The 17,116-nt window shown below is 59.4% G+C and carries 17 protein-coding genes and 1 other RNA gene; 9 read left to right on the forward strand and 9 right to left on the reverse strand.

Features of this window, described 5'->3' with window-relative positions:
* Positions 1–16: 16 nt before the first annotated feature.
* Together MCP_RS00520 and MCP_RS00525 are read left to right on the forward strand one after the other, a co-directional pair.
* Positions 17–1,117 (forward strand): hypothetical protein, encoded by a 1,101-nt coding sequence (locus tag MCP_RS00520; RefSeq protein ID WP_012898852.1) that lies wholly within the window; start codon positions 17–19, stop codon positions 1,115–1,117.
* Between the two features lie 72 nt (positions 1,118–1,189).
* Positions 1,190–1,504 (forward strand): HesB/IscA family protein, encoded by a 315-nt coding sequence (locus MCP_RS00525; RefSeq protein WP_012898853.1) that lies wholly within the window; start codon positions 1,190–1,192, stop codon positions 1,502–1,504.
* Positions 1,505–1,583: 79 nt separating this feature from the next.
* Here the strand turns inward: MCP_RS00525 and MCP_RS00530 are convergent, their stop codons facing one another.
* The 5 genes from MCP_RS00530 to rnpB form a co-directional block, all read right to left on the reverse strand.
* Complete coding sequence (locus tag MCP_RS00530) at positions 1,584–2,336, reverse strand: TrmB family transcriptional regulator (protein ID WP_128566945.1); 753 nt, start codon at positions 2,334–2,336, stop codon at positions 1,584–1,586.
* 55 nt (positions 2,337–2,391) lie between these two features.
* On the reverse strand, positions 2,392–3,567 hold the full coding sequence (locus MCP_RS00535; protein WP_012898855.1) for a nucleotidyltransferase family protein: 1,176 nt from the start codon (positions 3,565–3,567) through the stop codon (positions 2,392–2,394).
* Positions 3,568–3,785: 218 nt separating this feature from the next.
* A complete protein-coding gene (locus tag MCP_RS00540) occupies positions 3,786–5,357 on the reverse strand; it encodes an ATPase domain-containing protein (protein WP_012898856.1) in 1,572 nt (523 codons plus the stop codon).
* Positions 5,354–6,016, reverse strand: a complete 663-nt coding sequence (locus MCP_RS00545) for a DUF7504 family protein (protein ID WP_012898857.1) — start codon at positions 6,014–6,016, stop codon at positions 5,354–5,356. Before MCP_RS00545 ends, MCP_RS00540 begins: the two co-directional genes overlap by 4 nt.
* Before the next feature lie 120 nt (positions 6,017–6,136).
* Positions 6,137–6,440: RNase P RNA component (rnpB, locus tag MCP_RS00550), an RNA gene on the reverse strand.
* A 100-nt stretch (positions 6,441–6,540) separates the two neighbouring features.
* Between rnpB and MCP_RS00555 the strand changes: the two genes are divergently transcribed.
* Positions 6,541–7,161: a TIGR00296 family protein gene (locus tag MCP_RS00555; protein ID WP_012898858.1), complete on the forward strand. Its 621-nt coding sequence runs from the start codon at positions 6,541–6,543 to the stop codon at positions 7,159–7,161.
* Positions 7,162–7,163: 2 nt separating this feature from the next.
* On the opposite strand, the gene MCP_RS00560 is transcribed toward MCP_RS00555, so the two are convergent.
* A complete protein-coding gene (locus MCP_RS00560) occupies positions 7,164–7,850 on the reverse strand; it encodes a TIGR00153 family protein (RefSeq protein ID WP_012898859.1) in 687 nt (228 codons plus the stop codon).
* A complete protein-coding gene (locus MCP_RS00565) occupies positions 7,847–8,851 on the reverse strand; it encodes an inorganic phosphate transporter (RefSeq protein ID WP_012898860.1) in 1,005 nt (334 codons plus the stop codon). The genes MCP_RS00560 and MCP_RS00565 overlap by 4 nt, the downstream gene beginning before the upstream one ends.
* A gap of 259 nt (positions 8,852–9,110) precedes the next feature.
* On the opposite strand from MCP_RS00565, the gene MCP_RS00570 reads away from it, so the two are divergent.
* The 5 genes from MCP_RS00570 to dnaG all read left to right on the forward strand — a co-directional run bounded on the left by MCP_RS00570 (position 9,111) and on the right by dnaG (position 14,408).
* Positions 9,111–10,445: a dihydroorotase gene (locus tag MCP_RS00570; protein ID WP_012898861.1), complete on the forward strand. Its 1,335-nt coding sequence runs from the start codon at positions 9,111–9,113 to the stop codon at positions 10,443–10,445.
* A gap of 349 nt (positions 10,446–10,794) precedes the next feature.
* Complete coding sequence (locus MCP_RS00575) at positions 10,795–11,781, forward strand: cation diffusion facilitator family transporter (protein ID WP_012898862.1); 987 nt, start codon at positions 10,795–10,797, stop codon at positions 11,779–11,781.
* Between the two features lie 43 nt (positions 11,782–11,824).
* Entirely contained in the window at positions 11,825–12,139 is a 315-nt protein-coding gene (locus MCP_RS00580) for a DUF167 domain-containing protein (RefSeq protein ID WP_012898863.1), read from the forward strand.
* A 44-nt stretch (positions 12,140–12,183) separates the two neighbouring features.
* Positions 12,184–12,549, forward strand: a complete 366-nt coding sequence (locus tag MCP_RS00585) for a toprim domain-containing protein (protein ID WP_012898864.1) — start codon at positions 12,184–12,186, stop codon at positions 12,547–12,549.
* Between the two features lie 425 nt (positions 12,550–12,974).
* Positions 12,975–14,408: a DNA primase DnaG gene (gene dnaG, locus MCP_RS00590; protein ID WP_012898865.1), complete on the forward strand. Its 1,434-nt coding sequence runs from the start codon at positions 12,975–12,977 to the stop codon at positions 14,406–14,408.
* Between the two features lie 38 nt (positions 14,409–14,446).
* On the opposite strand, the gene rimI is transcribed toward dnaG, so the two are convergent.
* The gene (rimI, locus tag MCP_RS00595) at positions 14,447–14,905 is read right to left on the reverse strand and encodes a ribosomal protein S18-alanine N-acetyltransferase (protein ID WP_012898866.1); all 459 of its coding nucleotides are present in this window, start codon (positions 14,903–14,905) and stop codon (positions 14,447–14,449) included.
* A 42-nt stretch (positions 14,906–14,947) separates the two neighbouring features.
* On the opposite strand from rimI, the gene MCP_RS00600 reads away from it, so the two are divergent.
* Entirely contained in the window at positions 14,948–15,376 is a 429-nt protein-coding gene (locus MCP_RS00600; protein WP_012898867.1) for a UPF0146 family protein, read from the forward strand.
* Here MCP_RS00600 and MCP_RS00605 read toward each other — a convergent pair.
* The gene (locus tag MCP_RS00605; protein ID WP_231845121.1) at positions 15,342–16,769 is read right to left on the reverse strand and encodes a hypothetical protein; all 1,428 of its coding nucleotides are present in this window, start codon (positions 16,767–16,769) and stop codon (positions 15,342–15,344) included. The genes MCP_RS00600 and MCP_RS00605 overlap by 35 nt on opposite strands.
* Positions 16,770–17,116 lie beyond the last annotated feature (347 nt).

The following is a 17,116-nucleotide window of genomic DNA, read 5'->3' on the forward strand; positions in this document are numbered from 1 at the left end:
TCCAAAAGGAGTTACGATGTCAAATAATTTACTGAATGTCATAAAAGAGGTTTTTAGCACCTACAATTATACTGTCAGCGCATCGCAGCAGGGCTTTGACCTCTTAGCGGAAAAGCCGGGATATCGAGTCGGCATCAAGCTCGTGGACGACGCTTCCGCGGACGACCTGAAAACGTTCCTTGACGGCCTGAACGGCAGCGGCATCAAGGTTTTATTCATCACCATGGCCGGCTTCTCCGAGGACGTGAAGAAGCTCGGCGGCCAGAGGGAGCTCATGATGTGGGACCGTGCCGAGCTTGCGAGGCAGATCGGCAACGCCGTGCTCTCCGGGTGCGAGGCGCCTGCCCAGGCGAAGCCTGCCGCCGACATCTCCTCCCTGACGAGTGAGCTGTATGCATCCAGGCCAGCCGTGCAGCCGAAGCCCGAGCCCGCGCAGCCCAGGGCTGTGAAAGCCCCCGAGCCGGTGATCGAGGCGGTCGAGGAAGAAAAGCCGGCGAAGAAGAAGGCGAAGCCCGAGCCGGCCGTAGAGGCAGCCACAGAGCCCGCCGAGGGCGTGTCCATACCGCTCCATGCCATCCCGATCAAGGTCAAGGACAGCGACGCCATCAAGATCTCGGGCGCCATCGGCAGGGCCGAGGACGTCGAGCTCTCGATCAAGTTCATACCCTTCTGGAAATACGACTACAAGCTGGACGTGCAGTCCCGGTACAGGGACCTGACGGTACCGCTGAACAGCAAGGGCTCCCGCGTCATAAACGCCATCAACAAGCAGGTGGACCCTGCCCCGCAGGCGGCGCCCGTCGAGTCGGTCGACCTTCCCGATGCACCGTATGACGTGCAGGAGACGGTTGTGTCCGAGGAAGAGGCCCGGGCAATGGCCATCAAGGCGATCGTGGAGGAGAACACCAAGACCGTCAGGTTCAAGGGCACCCAGGGCGAGGCGGCCATCGTGGAGCACAAGAAGTTCCAGCCCCGGCCGCAGGACGTCGAGATGGATATCGAGCTCGTGTATATCCCGTTCTGGGCCGTGCGCAGCCATAAGGGCTACATGGAGATCAACGCCTACGACGGCAAGCCGACGAGGATGCCCATCGACGACGGCGCCGAAATTCTTTAAGCTAGAATAAACTGGCATAAAGTATTTGTAGACAGTAAAAAATTGTGGATTACATAACTTAGGTGATTAGAAGTGAAAGTAACTGACAAGGCGGCAGAGCAGCTCAAGACGCTCCTGGACAAGGAGCAGAAGAAGGACTCTCTCATTCGCATTTATTTCGCGGGCTACAGCTGTAGCGGGCCCCAGTACGCCCCGGCCCTCGATATGGAGAAGAAGGAGGAGGACGTGGTCACCAACATGAACGGCATCAACGTGGTCTACGACAGGAACCTGGAGAAGGACCTGGAGCTGTTCGAGCTTGACTACATCCAGACCCCTTACGGAGAGGGCTTCATCGTCCGCAACCCGAGCGCCTCCTGCGGCTCGGATTGCAGCGGATGCCACTAGGCGGGCATCCGTAACTCCTTTTTAAAAACTTTTTTAGTTCTTCAAAAAACTATTAAGAATCCCCTAAAATTTTTCAGCCTTATATGCGGTACTTTTCGACGACTTCCGCGTCTTCCCACGCCGGCTCGAAGATGTACTCGAGCATGTTCCTGCACACGCCCCGGTCCCTTATCATCAGGCCGAAGTATGCGGGCTGCGTGACCTTCGGCGGCTCCCTGATGGCGAAAGAGATGAACTCGCCGTCCACGATCATGAACCGCACGTCCTTCGAGTACTCGTGGCTCCTCACCTCGACGCCCGCGTCGGTGAGCGCCCTCGCGTCCGGCAAAAGCTCGGGGTGCTTGTATGTGATCACGCGGACATGGACGCCCCTCTGTACGGCGGCCCGGGCGGCGTTCAGCGACTGGTCGTCCAGCCAGGTAAGCGAGCGCGATACCATGTCGACGCTCTTCAGCGCCGCGTCGATGTGCTTCGCGGTGAATGCCGGCACCACGGTCGCCTCATCCCTGATCGCCTCGACCATGGGGCATTCCTCCTTCTTCGTTACAGGACGGTACGAGTATATCTCGGCCTTGAGCTCCTCGAGCCTCGCGGGGAGAAGCGCCTGCAGCGCCTTCCGGGCGTCCTCGATGGCGTAGTCGGGGCCGTCCCTCTTCACTGCGCCCGCGGACTCCAGCTCGCCCAGCGCCAGCGAAATGGCCCGCCTGGACAGCGTGGTCTCCTCGTATATCTCCTCAAGGCTCGACTTACCCTTCCCCGCCAGGTAAACGAAAACCTCTACAAGGGCGCCATCCAGCCCCAGGTCCCTCAGGATCTTCTCAAGCCTCTCCATGGTAATCACGTATTCAGCTAAAAGTATAAAAGGCCGTTGAAGGCCTAAAAAATGGCTAGGAGCCGTTGACGTCCGTGGCGAAGTGCTCGTTCATGGCGTCCTTCGAGACGCTCGTGTTCGCGGCCACCACGACCTCTGGCCAGATGCGCACGTCCGAGTGCACGGTCACGTCGTTGCCGATCATGGCCCTGGGGCCGATGACGACGCCGTTCTCCAGCGTGCAGTTCTTGCCCAGGGTGATGTCGTTGTCCATGATGGCGCCCGATACGGAGCACCCCGCGCCGATCTTGACCCCGTTGTACATGTACGACGAAAGAATTCTACAGTCGCTGCCGATGTGGCATGCGTCGCCTATTGACGTGTACGGGCCGACGAGCACGTTGTCCCCGATGGACGTGTTATCGCCGATGTATACCGGGCCCACGATGACCGAGTGCTTCCCGAAGGAGACGTTGCTGCCGATGTTCAGCGGCCCGTTGAGCTTCGCGCCCTCGTTCACCAGCCTGCCATGGATGTATGTGCCGGGCATGTTCTCCAGCATCCAGCGCTGAGCCTCGCGGTACGCCCGCGGGTTCCCGACGTCCGTCCACTGTCCCCGGGCCAGCCAGCCGCTGATCTTCTTATTCTCTCTGAGCAGCTTCGGGAACAGGTCCTTGGCGAAGTCGTACTTCGCCTTCGGTATGTAGTCCAGTATCTCGGGGCTGAGCGCGTAAATGCCCGTCGATGCCAGGTTCGAGAAGATCTCCCCGGGCCCGGGCTTTTCCCTGAACCTGTGGATGATGTGGTTGTTGTCCAGGTCGACGATGCCGAACTCCCGGGGGTCGTCGATGCTTAGCACCGATATGGTGACGAGGCCTCCCGAATGATTGTGAAAATCGTACAGCTCCCGGAGGTTGAGGTTGAGCACGTGGTCCCCGCCTACTACAAGGAATGGGCCGTCGTCGAGGTACTTCTCGGCGTTCTTCACGCTCCCGGCGGTGCCCAGCTTCTCCTTCTCGTAGACGTACTTGATGTCCACGCCGAAAAGGGAGCCGTCACCCAGGTACTTCTCGATGACCTCTCCCATGTAGCCGAGAGTGATGACTATCTCGTTGAAGCCGTTTTTCGATAAATGCTCTACAAGATGCCCTACGGAAGGCTTGTTAAGGATGGGTATGCTGGGCTTGGGCCTTTCGAACGTGAGCGGCCTCAGCCTGGTCCCGGCGCCTCCGCAGAGAATGCACGCCTTCATTGTATGTTGTCCTCCATGTTTTTAGGCTTCTGCCGAAGCGAGCGCCGAAGCGAGCTTCGGGCAAAGCAAGCGATAGGATGATACAAACCAGTATTACTTTCCGATATATATACGTGCTTCATTAAAATATGGGTTTCCGTTGCCAGGTAAAAACTGCCCGCCGGCTTTTCATGGTTAAATAGGCCTTAAAGCGACCGCAGCATGCCGGAGGCGGCCGGCTACCTGCCCCGGATCTCTTTGATCTTATCCACGGCCCGCACGGCCTCCGCGTAGATGGGGCCGGGGTTGCCGTCGTGCTCGGCGAGCAGGACGAGCATGTTCCGCTCGTCCGCCCCCATGACCATGAGCTCTCGCCCGTCAAGGTCCACCAAAAGCCGCCCCAGGGTTCCCTGCCCCAGGTCTTCCGCCGCCGCCTCGGCCGTCGTGAGGATGGTGGATGCGGCGAAAGCGACCCTTTCGCCCTGTATGCCCCCGGGGATCTCGGCCGCCTTCAGGATGCCTCCCGTGGAGACGACGGCCGCGGCCCGGACGCCCCGGACCCGCCGGAGGCCGTCGATGATCGCGCCGAACTTCTCTTCCCGGCCGGAGCCGGGGCTCTCGACGACCATGCCGATCAGCATCTCGAGGGCCCGCTGTACGTCGTGGCAGTTATTGGAGCAGGCGCCGATCACCGGCTCCTCCTCCGCCAGGCCCAGCTGCCGGCGGATACGCTCTACGTCCATGGCGTCCCGGGCATCCTGCTTGTTCGCGACCACGATATAGGGCACGCCCTCGTGCCGGATGGTCCGCAGTATCTCCAGGGCGGCCTCCGTGTCCGGCTCAGAGGAATCGATGACGACTGCGATGCCCATGGCGTCGACCGCGAACGCGTTCAGGGTCTTGACGAACAGCCTGTGGCCCGGCGTGCCGAACAGGTCCACTGAGAACCCCTTTATAGTTAATTGCGCGTGGTCGCCCGCTATCGTGGTGCCCATACGGTCCACGGACACGCACTTGCCGGACGACAGGGTCGCGGCCGTCCTGACGAACGTCGACTTGCCTGAGCCCTGGGGCCCGGTCACGAGGAGCTTCGGGATGTGCACGGTTATGCCGCCGGGCCGGTTGACCTTGAACAGCGTGGGCCGGTCCGCGCGCCTCGCCCAGTCGCAGGCGTGCGTCTTAAAAAAATGGCCATAGATCATGTCGGCGCCCAGCCCGCCCACCTGGACGGCGGCATTACATAGCCCGCTCTTCACGTGCTCCATGAGCCCGGGATCGTAGTCCCTCTCCACGAAGTTGTATATGACGATGGCCCCCTTAATGACGGCCATCTTGTTCCACTTGCGGGCATACCTGAGGACTTCCTCCCCCCCGCAGGTGCAGTGGTCCAGAAGCGCCGAAAGTGAGGAGAAGACGAGCATGTCGCCCGGCGAGAGCATGTCGATGATGCCTGAGATGGTCTCGTCATACGACTCGATGCTCTCCGGGTCTTTCACTGAAAAACGCTCTCCGGATGAGGCGCCCACAAGGGGGGAGTATGCGTCGATGATCTCGAAACGCCGGGCGTACTTCGAGGTGTCCCAGCCGTAGTCCTTGAAGCCGGCCCTGACCACGTCCGGGCTGTAGGTGCTCGCCACGTAATAGCAGACCTCGTCGTCCGCAAGGTTGGTGTACACGGCCTGCATGATGAAGACGTCGCTCTCCGAGAGGGGCTTACCGTAGAACAGTAAGGTCTTCCCGATGGGTATGCCGCCCTTCAGGCAGTCGTCCAGCGTAGGTATGCCGGTCCTCTTGACGTTCTTGTTGATCACTCGATCACCTCCTCGAACCTGGCCCAGGGAGTCGGCCTGGGCGTGAGCCCCACGGCCCTCACGCAGCAATAGCTGTCGGCCTCTTTCAGCTCCAGCGCGGCCCTGTATAGCTGCCGGAGCGATGCCATTGTCTTTTCATCGTGCATGCCCTCGTCCACGACGCCTATCGAGATGCCGCCGGCGGCCTGGATCCGGCCGTTCAGCAGGTGGATGAAGCGGAATATGACCTGAAGGTGCGAGTACATGAGCAGCGTCGAGATCGAGTCGACGCACAGCCTCACCGGCCTGCCCTTGAGCTCGTCCATGAGCCTCCCGGACCATACGCCCATGCCCGTCAGGTCGGCCGGGCCGTTAACGTACTTTATATTGTCCGATACTGCCTCGGCCATGCCCATGGGACGTGACATGCAGTCGATGACCCGCAAGTTATCAGCGTCACCGTAAGCGGCGAGGGCGTTCCTGCCCGTCTCCATCGTGGGCACCAGGATGACCCCTTCGCCGTCCTCGAGGCCCCGCTTGATGAGGGAGTAGACGATGGCCTGCTTGCAGCCCATCGGCGGCCCCTCGACCAGTATTCCCGAGCCGCCGCTCACGCCCCCGACAGCCGCGTCGAGTTCCTCCAGTCCCAGACGATATTTATGCATGCCGCTCAATAACATTACGCTACCGCGCCGTATATATTTATTTCAGCAATATATAAAACGTAATTAAACGTACGCTCGATGTAATAAATAGTTTTCACCGCGGTAAAAATTTTGTCGAAAAGTGGAATAGCTCGTGAGTCGGGATAGTAAGCCCCCTTATGTTCCTGGCCCGAAGGCCGACGGCATTCATCTATGCGCTTCTACCGGGGCCGGGTCTGGACTCCCCTTTATGGCCCGCTTCAGCTTGCACCCGCAAGGATTCACCGTTTCATCGGCGCGCGGGCGACCTCACCGTTCCCGGATCACCGCTTTAACCCGCGGCCGTGCCGTTTCTGTGCCATTGCCACGACTCTCGCCGTATGCCCTCACGGGCATTTGCGTATCCAAATGGTGGGGGGACTTTCCTCACCTCGAAGGCGGCGGCCGTCCCTCCCCTCTCACGAGCTATGTGCGGTGAAACATGTCCCGGGCTCGTATTTATATATTTGCTAACTTCTTCCTGCGCCACATTTTTTGCCGGGGCCGTCGTATAATTAATCATGTTAAGCCTGGAAGAGGGGACTTTGGCGGTGAAGACGGCCCGGAGGGTCATCGAGGAGTACGTGAGGACGAATAAAATGCCGAATGTCGAGCTGCCCGAAGCTTTCAAAGACCTGTCGGGCGTGTTCGTCACGCTCAAGCAGGACGGGGACCTGCGGGGGTGCATCGGCTACCCGTACCCGGACCTGCCGCTGAGCAAGGCGCTGGCGGACGCGGCCGTGCAGGCGGCCACGCAGGACCCGCGCTTCCCGAGGGTGAGGAGCGCCGAGCTGGACCGCATATCCGTGGAGGTGACAGTGCTCAGCGAGCCCGAGCCTTTGAAAGTAAAGCCCGTCGACCGGCCCGGCCATCTGGTCATCGGCAGGGACGGCATCATCGTCGAGAGGGGGCTCTACCGGGGCCTGTTGCTGCCCCAGGTGCCCGTAGAGCAGGGCTGGGGGCCGGAGGAATATTTAGAGTACGGCTGCCTGAAGGCCGGCCTCTCGCCCGACGCGTGGGTCGATGACGTGACCAAGGTGTACACGTTTCAGGGCCAGATCTTCCAGGAGACGTCCCCCAAAGGCGAGGTCGTGGAGGAAAAGATCGACACGGCGCTCGACAGGTGCGAAGTGAGAAAATAGTTTTAGCGCTTGGCTACGATGAGGCGAAGCCGGTCGGACGCGCTCTCCGCGTGGCCGGCGACCCAGCCCATCTCCTGGACGAGCTCGATGAGGTGGAAGACGCCGACGGGGCCAAGTTCCTTCTCGTGCTCGTAGATGGCCTTCATGGCCTCGAGCTTCAGGACGTCCACGTTGTGCTTCTGGCCGTCCACGCGGTCGATGATCGCCTGGACCTCCTTCACGTGCCTTCCCGCGAAGGCGGAGTCCAGGAGGGTCGTGATCTTGCCGGCGGCGTCCACGTGCTCCTCCACGGTGACCAGCACTTCCTTCTCCAGTTTCAGTAATATGTCCTTCACGGCGGGGGGCATCGCCACCATCTTCATGTCGAGGAGCTGGGCGACCATCTCGGCGCTGTTGGCCACGTCGTCCTGCTGCTTTAAGAAAGTAAGGATGTCCGTCCTGTCCACGGGCATCATGAGCGACGATGGCAGGTGCTCCCGGATGGCGTGCTTCACCTCGTCGGCCTCGTGCTCGAGCTCGCTGATCTGCTTATACGATCCCTCCACCTTTGCCTTATCTCCCTCCACGTAGGCGTGCACCGCCCCGTCCATCTTCAGGACGGTCTGTTTTACCTTCTCGGCGTGCTCGTTGAGCGGCTTGAAGGGCGACTTCGCGAAAAGGTCTAGCATCGAGTGTAAAGGATCGCTCATATTCCCACCAGCGTCAGGATGAAATAGGATATCGCCGCCCCTATGGCGGCTACGGGTATGGTCAATAACCACGCGGTCAATATATTTAATACTACGTTCTTATTTAAAACGCCCGTGCCGCCGGCCATGACCGTGCCGACGATGCTCGAGGAGATGACGTGCGTCGTGCTGATAGGGGCGCCCACGTGGGAGCCGATGGCGATGGTGAGCGCCGTGGCGGTCTCGGCGGCGAATCCCTGCGACGGAGAAAGCTCTTCCTTTCCTATCCGCTCGCCCAGCGTCCTGATGATCCGCCATCCCCCGAACGCGGTCCCCAGGCCGATAGCCGCCGCGCAGGCGATGATGATCCATGGCTCGATGACGGGCGTGCCAGTGCCGTATGTGACGGCCACGAACATGGCGATGATGCCCATGGTCTTCTGGGCGTCGTTGGAGCCGTGAGTGAGCGATACGGCCGCAGAGGAAAGGATCTGGACCTTCTTGAAAACAGCATTGGCCTGCTCCCGTCCCATGCGCGAGATGATGAACCGGCCGATGAGGTACATAAAGACAAGGCCCAGGACGATCCCGATGACGGGCGATATAAAAAGGGCCAGGACGATGTTGGTCAGGCCGCCCCATTTCACGCCCGAGAGGCCGATGGCCGCCAGGCCCGAGCCCACGAGGCCTCCGATGAGGGCATGAGAAGAGCTTACGGGGAGGCCGTAATACCACGTTACGAGGTCCCAGATGATCGCCCCCATGAGCCCCGCAACGACGATGGCGATGGTCAGTTTTTCAGAAGGGATGATGCTTGTGGCGATGACCTTGGCGACGGCCGTCCCGAGCAGGAACGGCCCCACCATGTTCATGATGGCGCACATGCCTATGGCGACCTGCGGGGGCAGGGCCTTCGTATAAATGACAGTGGCCACGGCGTTCGCAGTATCGTGGAAGCCGTTCATCACGTCGAAGAGAAGGGCCACGATGATCGCTATCGCCATGAGCAGGAACGGGTCCATTTGTCAGCCACCGTAGTTTAGAACAAGTTTCTGGCAAAGGTTATAGGCTTTGCTATATATTTATATATAGTCTATATAGTAAATCTATAACGAAAAATCATTATAACAGTAGGCGTTTTTATGCTCGCCGAATTTTAATATTATCATTGGGCTAAATGCCATATAAAAATATATAGTACGCCGGATACACGTCGGATATCCGTTGCTGCATATCCTGAAAAACGCAAACTTATTATCCCATCGTGGGAGTGTTACACTGATGCACGAGCTCGTAGTGGAGAACGCCAGGGTGCCCTTCGGGGAAGACATCGTCACATGCTCGATAGGCATCGACGAGGGCCGCATCGCACGGATCGCCAAGATACTGAAGGGCGAGCAGGCATACGATGCCCGTAACATGCTCGTTTTGCCCGGCGTCATCGACTCCCACGTCCACTTCCGGGACATGGGCCAGGAGGAGAAGGAGGACTGGCTCTCGGGCAGCAGGGCGGCCATATACGGCGGCGTAACCGCCGTGGTGGACATGCCCAACACGGACCCTCCCACGTTCGACGAGGAGTCCTTTAAAATCAAGCTCACCGTGGCGCAGAACCGCTCGATGATCGACTTCGCCATCAACGGGGGCGTTTCTGGCAATTTAAAGGCGCTGCCCGTGCTGTGGAGGCGGGGCGCCCTCGCCTTCGGCGAGATATTCATGGCGAAGAGCACGGGCGGGTTCAGCGTGGACGAGCAGGCGCTGAAGGCGGCGCTGCTGGAGATAAAACGATTAGGCGCGACGGCGAGCATCCATGCCGAGGACGAGGCCCTCAACGCTGAAAAGGCCAGGGAGCTTGCTAGGGATGACAGCCCGGACGTATATTCGCAGATGAGGCCGCCCGGGTCGGAGCTCAACGCGGTGAAGGCGGCGGTGCGCCTCGAGCACGAGACGGGCGCCGCCATGCATATCACCCACATCAGCACGGCGAAGGCCGTGGAGGCCCTCCGGGGAGAGCCCATAACCTGCGACGTGACCCCTCACCATTTGCTGCTAAACATGCGCCACTGGGAAAAGCTGAAGTCGTACGGCAAAATGAACCCGCCCCTGAGGCCCCTGCGGGACGTTGAGGCGCTCTGGAAGGCGGCCAGGGACGGCTCCATCGACGTGCTCGCCTCCGACCACGCCCCCCACACCCGGGAGGAGAAGGCGGCCGACATCAGATCGGCTCCCTCGGGCGTGCCGGGGGTAGAGACCATGGCGCCGCTAATTTTAAAAGAGGTCGCTGACGGCCGGCTGCCCCTGCAGCGCTTCATCGATATGACCACGGCGAACCCCGCCCGGATATTCGGGATAAATAACAAGGGCCGGATCGAGGAGGGCTACGATGCCGACCTGATCTTCGTCGACATGGGCGCCCGCAGGGTCATACGCCCCTACGAGCTCCACAGCAAGGCGGGATGGACCCCCTACGAGGGGATGGAAGCCATCTTCCCGCACGCGGTGATGCAGCGCGGCACGCTGCTGCTTGACGGAAAGGAGTTCCTGGGCCGCCGCGGCCGGGGAAAGTTCATCCGGGGCAGAGGATACGAAAGGAAACTTCCCGGGCGCACGTCATAAGCTTTATAAGCCTGCAAAATACAGTATCTGTGCTCTCCACGAGGACGGGCGTGAATACATCAGTCAATGATCTTGTGATCGCCCGTGCATAAGGAGTGCTATATAGTCAAATCGTGTTGTAAGGTCCTTGCCCGAGTTAATGGGACACCCTATCTGTGAGGGACAAGACAACCTCAACGCGGTACATTCAACCCCGGCCACGAGGGTAACTGGGAGGGACGTCGACAACAGTCAGAGTGTGATCTCCCGGAGTTAGTGGCGCGGGGATATCCACTTATTATGTTTTATTCTTTCGAGAAGCTTTATAGGTGATGAGCGTATACCAAGGTTTTACCACGGTCGGTAGATTGTGTTGAATTCTCAGGGAAAGGAAGCGACTATTGACAGGATCGAGCGGGCCAACCAGGTAAAAAGGTCCACCGCCAGGCTATCCATTTTATCGAACACGATGCTCGTCATCATGAAGCTGGCCGTAGGCCTCGCCATCGGCTCGGTGAGCATCATATCCGAGGCCATCCACTCGGCAATCGACCTCGTGGCGGCCATCATCGCGTTCATCTCGGTAAAGAAGTCAAGCGAGCCCCCCGACAGGGAGCATAAGTTCGGCCACGGCAAGTTCGAGGACTTCTCCGGGCTCATCGAGGCCGTGCTCATCTTCATCGCGGCCATACTCATCATCCGGGAGGCCGCGCTCAAGCTGATGGGCCAGGGAGAGGAGCTCAACACGGGCCTGCTCATCGCCGGCATAGCGGTCATGGCCATCTCGGCCGCCGCGAACTGGTACGTCTCGAACAGGCTCATGAAGGCGGCGAAGGCCACCGAGTCCATCGCCCTGGAGGCCGACGCCTGGCACCTCAGGACGGACGTCTATACGTCCCTGGGCATATTCGCCGGCTTAGTGCTCATCCGTCTGACCGGCTGGAAATTCCTTGACCCGCTGTTCGCGATCGCCGTAGCAGTGTTCATCATGAAGGCCGCGTACGACCTCACCAGGCGCGCTGCCTCGGACCTGATGGACACCAGCCTGCCCGCCTCGGAGGAGGAGAAGATCAAGGGCATCATCTCCGACCACTACCTCCAGTTCGCGAGCTTCCACGAGCTTCGCACCCGCAGGTCCGGCTCTGACCGGTTCATGGACCTCCACCTGGTCGTCTCGAAGAACCTGACGGTGAGCGAGGCGCACAGCCTGTCCGACCACCTCGAGGACGACCTCCGCCAGGCCTTCCCAAGGTCCAGCATCACCATCCACTTCGAGCCCTGCGACGAGCATTGCTCAAAGTGCGAGTGCAACTCCGCGTGCCGGGACAGCAAGTGCCCCGAGGGCACATCGGAGTAACGCACCAGAACGCTTTTACCCGGCCAGAATAACATTATTTTTAATGGCTTTCCAGGACGCGGTCAGGGCCTCTTCTGACGGGGTGCTCATAGACTTCGAGGTCTCCCCGGGGGCGAAGGAGACCCGGGTGCCCTCGGGCTATAACGAGTGGCGCAGGCGCATCGAGGCCCGGCTGAAGGCGCCGCCCGAGCGGGGCAGGGCCAACGAGGAACTCATCGGCGAGCTGTCGGCATTGCTCGGCATACCGGAGTCCCGCATCGAGATCACGTCCGGAGCCCGTGACAGCCGTAAGTCGGTCAAGGTGCTGGGGGCTTCCCGGGAAGAAGTCCTCAGAAGGCTCGGGGGTGCGCTCCAATAGACGAGTGCGAACGTCTGGCGAAGATCCAGGAGGTCCTGGATGCCGTGGCCGCCAGGGCCGAAATGGGCACGACCATCCTGGTCGAAGGCCCTCGTGACAGGGCCTCGATGGAGTCACTGGGCATCACCGGAAATATCGTCATGACGTCGCAGGAGACGTTGTTCAACCTGGCCGAGCGCGTCTCCAGGCAGAGCGCAGACATCATCGTGCTCACCGACTGGGACGAGCGGGGGGAGGAGGTCGCGAGGAACGCCGAAACGTACCTCAAGTCCAACGGCTCGCGCCCCGACATGGAGCCCAGGAAGAAGCTCCGCATCCTTACGAAAAAGGAGGTCAAGGATATCGAGGGCCTCCACGGCTATATCGAGCGCTTGAGGCTGGCATGCGCCGTTAAACCACAACATTATTAAACATTCACGACAAAGAATAACAAGGTAAATATATACCATCATATCCTATAGATGGTGTCGTATCCACATGGATACACGATCACATAGGATCTGTCACGTAAGGGCAATACGCCCCCGTGAGTGTAACACGCTCCATGGGAGCGATAAGATCCGTGAGAGGGACAATAGCTCCATGAGAGTAGCACACCCGTGCTCAACTCCTATCAATAGCAGGTAATAATCATCACTCATCATATTCGAAAAACGGCTTCACCATAACGCCGTTTATTTGGAATGGGCTTGTGTTACAGGCTAATGCACGCCATTAGTTACAGGGAGCAGCTACTGCAAAGCGCTGCTGCCTCTTATTACCGACTATTTTAGGAAAGGTTCACGGGCCCCATGTAGAACGTTTCAAAAATTATTAACAAAGGAAGTGTTAAAAAATGGAAGAATCCGACACTACAAAATACGTGATTCACGCTCATATCAGTGCTGAAGGCGTCGTAGAGCGCCCGGACGTGGTAGGAGCAGTGTTCGGCCAGACAGAAGGCCTTCTTGGCGCCGACCTCGACCTGAGGGAGCTCCAGAAGACCGGCAGGATAGGCCGGATCGAAGTGAACATCACCTCAAAGTACGGCAAGTCGAGCGGTAATATTTTAATACCGTCGAGCCTGGACAAGATCGAGACCTCGATCCTCGCGGCCGCGCTCGAGACCATCGACCGCGTAGGGCCGTGCATCTCCAAGATCTCCGTCACGAAAATCGAGGACGTCCGCTCCTCAAAGAGGCAGCAGATCATCGAGAGGGCCAAGCACATCCTCACCGCCATGTTCGACGAGACCGTGCCCGAGAGCCAGGAGCTCACCGACGCTGTCAAGTCCGCCGTAAGGGTCGAGGAGGTCACCTTCATCGACAACCTCCCGGCAGGGCCCGGCGTCATGGAGTCCGACGCGATCATCGTGGTCGAGGGCAGGGCCGACGTGCTCAACCTCCTCAAGTGCGGCATCAAGAACGCCATCGCCGTTGAGGGTACCAACGTCCCTCAGCTCGTCGCAGAGATGAGCAAGAAGAAGACGGTCACGGTGTTCACGGACGGCGACAGGGGCGGAGAGCTAATACTGAAAGAGTTGCTCCAGGTGGCCGACGTGGACTACGTGGCCAGGCCGCCCGAGGGCAAGAGCGTCGAGGACCTCACCCAGAAGGAGATCATCAAGGCACTACGGAGCAAAGTGCCCGTAGAGCAGGTCGTCGAAGTGCCCCCGCGCAGGCGCAACAAGCAGCAGCAACAGCAGCGCGAGGAGAACGGCAAGCCCGAGGGCAGGCCCGAAGGCAGGCCCGAAGGCAGGCCCGAAGGCAGGCCCGAGGGGAGACCGGAGGGCAGGCCTGAGGGGAGACCAGAGGGAAGGGAATACCCGAGGGAGCAGCGCGAAGGCTACCAGCGCCCGGAAAGGCAGGAGCGCGGTGAGAGAGGCGAAACGCCCAGGCGCAAAAGCTACCGCCGCATGGAAGAACGCCAGGAGCGGCAGGAAAGGCGTGAGCCCCGGGAGCAACAGCCGCAGGAACAGCAGCCTGAGGTCAAAAAAGCCGAGCCAAAAGAAGCCGGGGAATTCGCCGAAATAATGAAGGACCTGGCCGGCACGCTGAGCGCCAAGCTGCTGGACGCGAACAAGAACGTCCTGCAGAAGGTCGCGGTACGTGATCTCGCCAACGTCCTGAAAGAGACCAACGGCGACGTGAAGAGCGTCGTGTTCGACGGCGTCATCACGCAGCGCATGCTAGACATCGCCGCGGAGAAGAACCTCGAGTACCTCGTCGGCGTGAAGATGGGCAGCATCGTGAAGCAGCCCGCCGGCGTTAAGGTAATAACGACCGAATAACCCGTAACGGCGGGCTCTGCCCGCCTCAATTCTTTTTTTTAAAGGAATAGCGTGAAATTTTCCATCGGCCTTACCATGATGTAGGCGTTATCGCCATTCCGGTAGTAATTGCTCACCATGCCGATGAACCTGAACCCGAGCTTGAAGTAGAACGTCTGCGCCGCAAGGTTGCTCGAGCGCACTTCCAGGCGGATCATGCTGGCCCTGCCCTTGACGGATTCGATGTACTCGTTGACCAGTCTGGAGCCGATCCCCATGCGCCTGCGGCTGTCCTTCACCGCGATCAACAATATCCTGGCCTCGTCCATTAGCAGGGTGCCCAGTAAATAGCCGCAGACCTCGCCGTCCTCCTCTGCCACGATGAAGCCCTCTGCCGGCCGGCTCTCGATCATCGCGTACAATAGAGGGTTCGGCTCGTTGAAGATCGCCTCCTCCATGTCCAGGACGGCCCGTGAATCGTCGAACTCGAAAGGCCTGATCGTGATCAGGAAATACACCCCTTTATTTTATATATGGCCACTCCAGTAATATGGGTGCTCATGTCAATTATAGGTTATGAGGACATCGCGGGCTACATCAGGGCGCGGTATCCCGCAGGATGCAAGATCGTGGAGGTGGGCATAGGCGGCCACCCCGAGGTGGCGGAGCTCCTCCAGGGAGACTTCGACGTGGTCTGCACCGACGTCGGGGAGAGCGGCCCCGAAGGAGTGCGATACGTGAGGGACGACATCTTCAGGCCCAGCATGGCGCTATACGAGGGAGCGTCGCTGATATACTCGATAAGGCCCCCCATCGACATGCAGGACTGCATCGCCGAAGTGGCGAAGTCGGTCGGCGCCGACCTGCTGATAAGGCCCTTCTCCTCCGAGCGCACGGACCTGAAAAAATATTTCCGGAACTTCAGGGTCGTCAACTATAAAAGCGCCGTTTTTTTCATGTACGACAACGCCAGTCCTCCAGGGCCTTAAGGGCCGCGTCCCCGACGCTCTCGTAAAGCCTGCGGCCGTAGATGCAATAGCCCTGGAACTTTTCCGATATCGCGATGAGCTGTTCCGCCTTCATTGGCCCGGTCTCGAAGCCCAGGTCGGAGATCATCGTCCTGCCCCCGGGAGACCAGGAGCTCACCACGTACCCTTTGTCGACATTACCCGTAGTACATCCCAGCGAAAACCCTCCAGGACGGGAGTTTATCCTGTAGAACGGCTTTAGGGGGTCCCCCTCGAAACATGTGAACGAGCCGTTCCCCAGGAGCAGGTACTCTTTTCCCAGCGCGGAGCACTCGCGGGCAGCGTTGAGAGATACGGAGGCAGTATAGCCGGCGCCGAGCATCCGGTAAAAATCCCTGCACAGGTCAACCGCGGCCTCCTCAAGCACCCTGAAAAGCGTGGCCACACCGCAGACGGAGCCCCACTCGACCAGCTGCGCCGCCTCACGGTAGCTCGCACAGGAATTGAAGAAAAACATGGGCGTCCTGTTCTTTTCTATGTCCTTTACGCTCGCGAACCCGTCATGGCATTTGAGCCCTCTCTCATCGCAATGGCCGATGACCTGTAGTACGTCGAAGCCGCGGGCGAAGGCCCCGGCATACTTATCGACGCTGGCATCCCAGAGAATCTCAACGGAAGCCTCAGTATCCCCAAGAGCGTCGATAATGGCATCGACCTCGCCCGACATGGACTCCTCATTACATACGATGCCGATCGACGTGCCCTTGTTTTTTCTTTCACGCCTCTTCCCGGATATCGAACGCAGGCTCACTTTTGACGCATCCACCGGGAACCCGTCCGAGAACCAGAGCTGGATGCCGGCCTCACGCAGCGACGGCAGGACGACATGACCTCCGGGGCATGCAGTATCGGGCCCTTTCTGCTTTCCCAGGAACTCATGGACCGACATCGATACGACCGCTCTCTCGTTAACAGGGAACGCCCGCGGCATATATATCGCGGCGAGGGAACGCATCAGAAAAGGCAGCGCCTCCACGCTCCCCGGGACCGGGTCCAGGTATGCGGCCATATGCCACGACGGCATGCCTGGCACTACACGCACGCCCGAATATAACATAAGGCGCTCTCCCGGCCCCATCTCGAAGATGTCCTCCGCGCGCCCGCGGAGCAGCTTTTCCACGTCCAGGCCGTTCAGCCTTCCCCCGGATACTGCGGCGTACCTTACCGCGCAGTCCAGGTAAAATGTCCTCCTCAGCGCCTCGCCCGCCCACGTCTCGAGCTCAGGGGCGCCGGGTATGTCGGTCGTCTCTCCCGGGCTAAAAGCGATATAATTATCCTCATCCTCCACGATCGGCGCGCTTAAATAATACGCAAGAGTGGATACGGGATAGAGCGCCCTGAGATCCGGACGCAAATGAAAGGATATAAGGCTTTTTTCTTTCCCCTCCCGGAACGCTCGGGCCCTTGCGGCCGGAAAGGGCGGCCTGAATAGCGGATCGCTCTTCGCCGGGCTGCTTAGCCGGTCACACGTACATAGGGCAGAAACGCATTGAAATACCTCCTCTATATCTTCCCGCGTATACAATTCTGCGCGAGGCGGGCCGTATGCCTCCTCACGGGCATGAAACGGCATGCTCTTGTCACAAGCTTCCCCTGAGATATTTACCCCTCCTGAAATACTGGCTGCTATGCAAACAATTACATCTTATTCATCTTAAAACTTTCTATTTTGTAATTAACATTATGATAATACTCTACTCA

This window comes from Methanocella paludicola SANAE (assembly GCF_000011005.1).
GTDB classification, from domain to species: domain Archaea; phylum Halobacteriota; class Methanocellia; order Methanocellales; family Methanocellaceae; genus Methanocella; species Methanocella paludicola.

Excerpts from the sequence above, each read along its gene's own strand:
- MCP_RS00600 (WP_012898867.1), top strand. The coding sequence starts at position 14,948 with ATGTCAATTATAGGTTATGAGGACATCGCGGGCTACATCAGGGCGCGG.
- MCP_RS00545 (WP_012898857.1), bottom strand. The coding sequence starts at position 6,016 with ATGTTATTGAGCGGCATGCATAAATATCGTCTGGGACTGGAGGAACTC.
- MCP_RS00580 (WP_012898863.1), top strand. The coding sequence starts at position 11,825 with ATGGCTTTCCAGGACGCGGTCAGGGCCTCTTCTGACGGGGTGCTCATA.
- dnaG (WP_012898865.1), top strand. The coding sequence starts at position 12,975 with ATGGAAGAATCCGACACTACAAAATACGTGATTCACGCTCATATCAGT.
- MCP_RS00535 (WP_012898855.1), bottom strand. The coding sequence starts at position 3,567 with ATGAAGGCGTGCATTCTCTGCGGAGGCGCCGGGACCAGGCTGAGGCCG.
- MCP_RS00530 (WP_128566945.1), bottom strand. The coding sequence starts at position 2,336 with ATGGAGAGGCTTGAGAAGATCCTGAGGGACCTGGGGCTGGATGGCGCC.
- MCP_RS00555 (WP_012898858.1), top strand. The coding sequence starts at position 6,541 with ATGTTAAGCCTGGAAGAGGGGACTTTGGCGGTGAAGACGGCCCGGAGG.
- MCP_RS00570 (WP_012898861.1), top strand. The coding sequence starts at position 9,111 with ATGCACGAGCTCGTAGTGGAGAACGCCAGGGTGCCCTTCGGGGAAGAC.
- MCP_RS00520 (WP_012898852.1), top strand. The coding sequence starts at position 17 with ATGTCAAATAATTTACTGAATGTCATAAAAGAGGTTTTTAGCACCTAC.
- MCP_RS00560 (WP_012898859.1), bottom strand. The coding sequence starts at position 7,850 with ATGAGCGATCCTTTACACTCGATGCTAGACCTTTTCGCGAAGTCGCCC.
- MCP_RS00565 (WP_012898860.1), bottom strand. The coding sequence starts at position 8,851 with ATGGACCCGTTCCTGCTCATGGCGATAGCGATCATCGTGGCCCTTCTC.